Genomic DNA, 7,648 nt, shown 5'->3' with positions numbered 1-7,648 from the left:
GGGGGGGGGTGGGGGGTGTGGGGGTGGGCCCGGAAACTTTTCTTTTCCACCCACCCCCCCCCCGCGCCCCCCCCCCCGCTCCCACAGGTAAGCCTGGGCTAATGGTTCGTGACGTCAGTTCTTGTCCAGATCCACATTCTTGGTCTCACGCAAACAGATCATCCCCACCACCAGGCTCACCCCGGTAATCACCACCGGGTACCACAGCCCATAGAAAATATCCCCGGTGTACACCACCAGCGCAAACGACACCGTCGGCAGGAAACCACCAAACCAGCCGTTGCCGATGTGGTAGGGCAGGGACATGGAGGTGTAGCGGATGCGGGTCGGGAACAGTTCGACCATCAGCGCCGCCAGCGGGCCGTAGCACATGGCGGAGATGATGATCAGCGCGACGATCAGCACCACGATCATCGGTTTGTTGATCAGCTGGGTGTCGGCTTGTGACGGATACCCGGCCAGGGTTACTGCGCCGCGCAGGGCGGCTTCATCGTAGCCATCGATTTTCACCTCGCCAATGCTCACCTGCACGGTGCTGCCGGCCGGTGCCGCTTCGCTGTTGTAGGGCAGGCCCTGTTTGACCAGGAAGGTTTTGACCTTGTCGCACGGGCTATCAAATTTAGCCTTGCCCACCGGGTCGAACTGGAACGTGCAGGTGGCCGGGTCGGCCAGCACGGTGATCGGTGCCTGGCGGCTGGCCTGGTCGATGGCCGGGTTGGCGTAGTGGGCCAGGGTCTTGAAGATCGGAAAGTACAGCGCAGTGGCCAGCAACAGGCCGATCATCAGCACCGGTTTGCGCCCGACCTTGTCCGACAGCCAGCCGAAAAAAATGAAGAACGGTGCGCCGATGATCACGCTGACGATCAGCAAACTGTTGGCCAGGGCCGGGTCCATTTTCAGGAACTGGGTGAGGAAGAACAGCACATAGAACTGCGCCGCGTAGAAAGTCACCGCTTGCCCGGCGTTGATGCTGAACAGCGCAATCAGCACCACTTTGAGGTTGTCCCATTTGCCGAAGGAATCGCGCAGCGGCGACTTGCAGAGCTTGCCTTCTTCTTTCATTTTCACGAACGCAGGCGACTCATGCAGGCTCAAGCGAATCCAGGTCGAGATGCCCAGCAGCACGATGGAAAACAGAAACGGAATGCGCCAGCCCCAGACTTCGAACTGGTCGCCGGTGAAGTAGCGGCAGCCGAGCACCACCAGCAGCGACAGCAGCAAGCCGAGGGTGGCGGTGGACTGAATCCAGCTGGTGTGGAAACCGCGTTTGCCCATCGGTGCGTGTTCGGCGACGTAAGTGGCAGCGCCGCCGTACTCTCCGCCCAGTGCCAGACCCTGAAGCATACGCAGCACCACGAGGATGATCGGCGCGGCAATGCCGATGCTCGCGTAGGTCGGCAGCAAGCCCACGCAGAAGGTCGCCAGCCCCATCAGAACGATGGTCGCGAGGAACGTGTATTTGCGCCCGATCATGTCTCCCAAGCGTCCGAACACCAGCGCACCGAACGGCCGCACGATGAAGCCGGCGGCGAAGGCCATGAGCGCGAAGATGAACGCCGTGGTGTCGTTGACCCCGGCGAAGAACTGTTTGCTGATGACCGCCGCGAGGGCGCCATAGAGGAAAAAGTCGTACCACTCGAACACCGTCCCGAGGGACGAGGCGAAGATGACTTTCTGGGTTTCCTGACTGGTGCCGGCGCTGCGGACGGCTTCCATGGGCTGAACATGTTCTGACATATCGGTATCCCTCACAGTGATTGTTTTTGTTGTTCCACTGTCGGCGCCAGCCTTGTGGGCGGGTGCCGCGTTTATCCATAAAGCGGGGTGTACGTCGATCTTTGTAGGAGCGAAGCTTGCTCGCGAAGGCGTCAGACCTGACACACCGCGTCATCGTTCTTCGCGGGCAAGCCTCGCTCCTACAGTTGGCTTCTGCAGGTTGATGCTCCTTGTGTCGGGATTGAGGATCAACTGCGCAGCCTTCTCAGCGATCATCAACGTCGGCGAACAGGTATTGCCCGAGGTGATGCGCGGCATGATCGAGGCGTCGGCGATGCGCAGGCCCGGAATACCGTGGACGCGCAACTCGGCGTCGACCACCGCGTGGGCATCGTTACCCATCCGGCAGGTGCCCACCGGGTGGAAAATCGTCGTGCCAATCCGGGCGGCGGCTTCGTGCAATTGTTCTTCGCTCTGCAAGCTGTCGCCGGGCAGATACTCGACCGGTTTGAACGCTTGCAAGGCGGGCGCGGAGACGATGCGGCGGGTCAGGCGGATGGCATTGGCTGCCACTCGCAAGTCTTCGGGATGGCTCAGGTAGTTGGGCTGAATCAGCGGCGCTTCCCGTGGGTCGGCGGAGCGAATGTCGATTCGGCCACGGCTTTGCGGGCGCAGATCGCAAACCGACGCGGTGAACGCGGGGAAGGCGTGCAGCGGCTCGCCGAAACGCTCCAGCGACAACGGCTGCACGTGGTATTCGAGGTTCGCCGAGGTCTGTTCCGGTCCCGAACGGGCGAAGGCACCAAGTTGGCTCGGCGCCATGGACAGCGGGCCGCTGCGGTCATACAGATAACGCAGGCCCATGCCCATCTTGCCCCACAGCGTGCCGGCAATTTGATTCAGGGTGCGGGCGTTTTCCAGTTTGTAGATCAGCCGCAGTTGCAGGTGATCTTGCAGGTTGCCGCCCACGCCGGGCAGTTCATGGGCAACGCCGATGCCCAGTTTTTGCAGCAGTGGGCGAGGGCCGATACCGGAACGCTGAAGGATGCCGGGTGAACCGACGGCACCGGCACACAGGACAATTTCCTTGCGCGCCTTGAAGGTTTTCGCCTGGTCTTGCCAACGTGCGCTGACCGCCGAGGCACGGCCGTTTTCCAGCAGCACGCGGTCCACTTCGACGTCGGTCAGCACCGTGAGATTGGCGCGCTGGCGGATCGGTTTGAGAAACGCCTTGGCCGCGTTCCAGCGCACTCCGGCTTTTTGATTGACCTGGAAGTAGCCGCAGCCTTCGTTGTCGCCCTGATTGAAGTCATCGACGCTGGCGATGCCGCTTTGCTCGGCCGCCGTGCGAAACGCATCGAGGATCGGCCACGACAGACGCTGCCGCTCGACTCGCCATTGCCCGGCAGCACCGTGAAATTCCGAGTCGCCGGCAAAATGGTTTTCGCTTTGTTTGAACAGGGGCAGTACGTCTTGCCAGCTCCAGCCAACATTGCCCTCGGCCGCCCAGCCGTCGTAATCGCCAGCCTGGCCGCGCATGTAGATCATGCCGTTGATTGAGGAACAGCCGCCGAGCACCTTGCCGCGCGGGTAGCTCAGGGCGCGGCCTTGCAGGCCCGGTTGCGTTTCGGTCTTGAAGCACCAATCGGTGCGCGGGTTGCCGATGCAGAACAGGTAACCGACGGGAATGTGAATCCACGGGTAGTTGTCGCGGCCGCCGGCTTCGAGCAGCAGCACGCGATGCTGTGGGTTGGCCGACAGTCGATTGGCCAGCAAACAACCGGCCGGCCCGGCGCCGACCACGATGTAGTCGTATTCATCAAGGGAAGTCTGCATCCCTGACCTCTATTGTTGTTCTTGTTGTCGGTCATCCTAGTTGTTAGCTTTCGTTAAAAGAATGTTAGTTTTTGCGCAGCTGCTGTGCGTTTTTAAACAGCGCCGTTAACGGCATAACGTCAAGGATGGTTCATGTTCGACTGGAATGACCTGCGGTTTTTTCTCGAATTGCAGCGTAGCGGCCGCTTGCTGACCGCCGCTCGCCGTTTGAACACCACCCACGCCACCGTGGCCCGGCACATCGAAGCCATCGAAAAAAGCCTCGGCACTGCGCTGTTCGTCCAGCATGCCCAGGGCTACGAACTGACCCCGGCCGGCGAAGCACTGCTCAAACACGCCGAGGCCATGGAAAACGTCGCGCTGCTGGCTCAGGAAGAAATCACCCAGTCATCCGCGCCGCTGGGCAAGATCCGTGTCGGAGTGACTGAGGGGTTGGGCATCATGTTCTTGGCCAGCCGCATGAACGGGCTGTTCGAACGCTATCCGGGGCTGGAAGTGGAGCTGGTGGCGGTGCCGCGCTTCGTCAGCATTCTCAACCGTGAAGCCGAGATCAGCATCCACCTGGAACGCCCGGCCGCCGACATGCTGGTCACCCGAAAACTCACCGATTACCGACTGGCGCTCTACGCCAGCCAGGCCTATCTGGACCGTTCGCCACCGCTGCGCAGCCGCGAAGACCTCGGTCGCCATGCGTGGATCGGCTACGTCGACGACTTGCTGTTCAGTCAGGAGCTGATGTTCCTCAACAGCTTCTGCCGCAACCCCCAGGTGGTCTTTCACAGCACCAGCGTCATCGCCCAGCAACAGGCCGCCCGCTCGGGCCTGGGGATCGCCGTGCTGCCGTGTTACATGGCCAGCGCCGATCCCCAACTGGTGCCGTTGTTGCCGGATGAAAGCATCCAGCGCAGTTACTGGATCAGTACGCGGCGCGAGCTGCACAAATCGGTGCGATTGCGGGTGCTGTGGGATTACGTGGTGGAGTTGTGTGAGCGCGAGCAACATCTGCTGCAAGGCTCCATTCCCCTGTAGGAGCGAGGCTTGCCCGCGAAGAACGATAACGCGGTGTGCCAGACCTTACGCCTTCGCGGGCAAGCCTCGCTCCTACAGAGGCATCCGCCGCGAGTGAGGCTGCATCTCGCTCACAGTCCATTTAAACAAGAGAAATCGCGATCGTTTAAATGAAGCTTGCCGTTACCATCCTAAGGCTACAACGTCTTGCGCCACCCCCTACACGTAAGACAGAATCCGCCAGCTTGTGCGTCTAGGGGGCCGTCGGTAACTTGATTCCCGTCACTGCCCATCAGTGATCGGGTCTGCAAGCTCGCCGGAATACCAGTCGCATAGCCCTGCCAAGGACGCTTGTTTATGTCCTCGAAATGGCGGCTTTGTGCGGGAGATCTTCGGATCTGCCGGGTTCCTGGTTTCCCGGTCTTGCAGACCCGCACATAGCTGCCACCCATCATCTGCAAGTGATGTTGGTAGCTCCTAATGAACAATTAGGAGTTTCACCATGATTAAACCTACGCCCAATCCGCCGGACACCGATCCGATATCCCCGTACGAACCCAATTCAAACAAACTCAACGAGGCCGCCGAACGCGCCCTCGACTTCCACTTACCATCGAATGCCGACATCAAAGCCATCGCGCGTAAACCCAGCAAGCTGTTTGCCGTGGACCCAGAGGCGACTACCGAAACCCTGGCGGTTTTTTTGGTCGAGACGCTGGCCTCGGTCGATGTGATGGTCCATCAGTTGGTGGATCATCTGGAGGGTGAATCGCGCTACGCCCTGCTGGGCATTTCGAACAGCATCATGGTCGCGGAGATCACGGCGAACCGGGTGCTGGATAAAATCAATACACCTTAGAAATATGAACTCCACTCCCCATAGATGTAGGAGCGAGGCGTGCCCGCGAAGAACGATGACGTGGTGTGCCAGACCTGACGCCTTCGCGGGCAAGCCTCGCTCCTACAAGGGATTGTGTTTAGGCGTACGGCTGTAGTCACTCAGCCATTGGGCGGCAGCTCGCGGTTGGTCCGTTGCACAGAGCTGTGGTTCTGGCCATCAGGAATCGACAGGGTCGCCCGCAACCCTCCTTCCGGTAGATTGACCAAGGTAATCCGCCCACCCAGCCGCGTCGCAATGGTGCTGACGATGGTCAGTCCCAACCCCGCGCCTCCGGTATTTCCGCGGCTGTAAAAACGTTCGAACAACCGTGCGCGATCCGCTTCGTCGATGCCTGGCCCCTGGTCCTGGACGCTCAAGTTGTAGAACCCGTCGTCCCGGCTCAATTGCACCGTGATGACGCCATGCTCCGGCGAAAAATTCGCGGCGTTGGTGACCAGATTGTTCAGGGCGATGTCGATGGCGGCAGCGTCGGCAAGCACTTCAAAAGGCTGGTCAGCGACATCGAAGGCCAGCTCCAGGTTCTTGCTCAATAACCAGGGCGTGAGTTGGGCCAGACTGGCGCGCACCGTTTCGCTCAGGTCGATGCTTTGCTCCACCGGCGCCACGGCCTTGGGTTCGAGACGGGCCATGGTCAGCAGCTGATTGACCAGGCGACTGGTGCGGTCGACCCCGGCAATCAGAAACGCCAGGGACTCACGACGCTCCTGTTCCGTGCCGGCTTCCTGCAGGTTTTGCGCATGCACCCGCAGCACGGCCAGCGGCGTGCGTAATTCGTGAGCGGCGTCGGCGATGAAGCGCCGTTCGCGGCCAAGCACCTCTTGAATTTGTGCGAGCATGCGGTTGAGCGCTGCCTGCATCGGTTCCAGTTCGCTGGGCAACGGGGTCAGTTGCAACGGCTCCAGAGAACCGCTGTGCCGTGCCCGCAACGTTTGCGCCATATTGGCCAGGGGTTTGAGCCCCCAGCCAATAGCCAGCCAGACCATGGCCGCCAATATCAGGCTGCCCAACACATTGGGCCACAGGGTATGACGCACGATCCGGTCTACCAGGTCCGCACGCACGTCGTCCCGTTCACCGACCCAGATGCGCAGGTCATTCTGTTTGTCTTCGAGCATGAACACCCGCCAATGGCGGTTGTGCAGATCCACCACATCGCTGAAACCGGATTTCGTCGGCGGCGCCGTGAAGGAGGGCGCACTGGCGGTGTGCACCAGTACTTCGCCCTTGCGATTCCACACCTGAAAGGCAATTTTGCTTTCATAGGGATGACCATCGACTCTCGGCACCGCTTCACTCAAGGCCTTGTTGAACGCTTGATACAGTTCGGTGTGTTCATTGCTGGCCAGCGGCATGCGCATCACACCCTGCAACAGCCGGGCGTTCTGGGCCAGTTGGGCGTCGTAGACTTCGGCAATTTCGTGATTGCTGTCGTGCAGGTTGAGCACGCTGATGATCGCCAGACCCGTCAGCATCAGGCCGATGATCAGCGTCAGGGTGCGACGCCGGATCGAAGTCATCCACGCTCCTCCACCAGGTACCCGACACCGCGAATGGTGCGGATCAGGTCCGTGGAGAACTTCTTGCGCAGGTGATGGATATGCACTTCCAGAGTGTTGCTTTCGGCTTCTTCGTTCCAGCCGTAAAGCAGTTGCATCAGGTGATCGCGGGTCATGACCCGGCCCGGAGGCGAGAGCAACTCGTGGAGCAGTTGATACTCCTTGGGCGTCAGCGCCACCGGTTCGCCTTGATAGCTGACTTGCTGGGTACCGGGGTTCAGGCTGATGCCGGCGTGTTCGATCAGCACTTGAGCGCGACCGGCGCTGCGTCGCAACAAGGCCCGCAGGCGAGCCTTGAGTTCGGCCAGGTCGAAGGGCTTGATCAGGTAATCGTCGGCCCCGGCATCCAGCCCGGCGATGCGGTCTTCGGTGGCATCCCGGGCGGTGAGGATCAGTACCGGCAGGTTGGAGCCGCTTTCACGCAGGCGACGCAGCACTTGCAAACCGTCCATGCGCGGCAGGCCGAGATCGAGCACGGCCAGGTCAAACGTCTCGCTGAGCAGCGAATGCAAGGCACTGCTGCCGTCTTGCAGCCAGTCGACGGTGTAACCCTCACGGCCCAGGGCCTGATGAATGCCCTCGCCGAGGGCCACGTCATCCTCGATCAGTAATAAACGCACGCGGACTCCTG

The 7,648-nt window shown here is 60.8% G+C and carries 6 protein-coding genes; 2 read left to right on the top strand and 4 right to left on the bottom strand.

Annotated elements, in window-relative coordinates; genetic code table 11:
- Positions 1-114 precede the first annotated feature (114 nt).
- Positions 115-1,737, bottom strand: a complete 1,623-nt coding sequence (locus tag ACIPLA_RS06015; protein WP_401172300.1) for an MFS transporter — start codon at positions 1,735-1,737, stop codon at positions 115-117.
- Positions 1,738-1,887: 150 nt separating this feature from the next.
- Entirely contained in the window at positions 1,888-3,552 is a 1,665-nt protein-coding gene (locus ACIPLA_RS06010) for a GMC family oxidoreductase (RefSeq protein WP_401172297.1), read from the bottom strand.
- 132 nt (positions 3,553-3,684) lie between these two features.
- On the opposite strand from ACIPLA_RS06010, the gene ACIPLA_RS06005 reads away from it, so the two are divergent.
- Positions 3,685-4,581, top strand: coding sequence for a LysR family transcriptional regulator (locus ACIPLA_RS06005; protein WP_007895089.1), 897 nt, complete (start codon positions 3,685-3,687; stop codon positions 4,579-4,581).
- Between the two features lie 481 nt (positions 4,582-5,062).
- Entirely contained in the window at positions 5,063-5,419 is a 357-nt protein-coding gene (locus tag ACIPLA_RS06000; RefSeq protein WP_401172292.1) for a DUF6124 family protein, read from the top strand.
- A gap of 140 nt (positions 5,420-5,559) precedes the next feature.
- Here the strand turns inward: ACIPLA_RS06000 and ACIPLA_RS05995 are convergent, their stop codons facing one another.
- Entirely contained in the window at positions 5,560-6,978 is a 1,419-nt protein-coding gene (locus ACIPLA_RS05995; protein WP_401172289.1) for an ATP-binding protein, read from the bottom strand.
- Entirely contained in the window at positions 6,975-7,637 is a 663-nt protein-coding gene (locus ACIPLA_RS05990; RefSeq protein ID WP_218396448.1) for a response regulator, read from the bottom strand. The genes ACIPLA_RS05995 and ACIPLA_RS05990 overlap by 4 nt, the downstream gene beginning before the upstream one ends.
- Positions 7,638-7,648: the final 11 nt, after the last annotated feature.

This window comes from Pseudomonas sp. NPDC086112, from assembly GCF_044746425.1.
GTDB lineage: Bacteria > Pseudomonadota > Gammaproteobacteria > Pseudomonadales > Pseudomonadaceae > Aquipseudomonas.
Note: the sequence above shows the minus strand (reverse complement) of the source record. Positions and strands in the feature narration are given on the sequence as shown.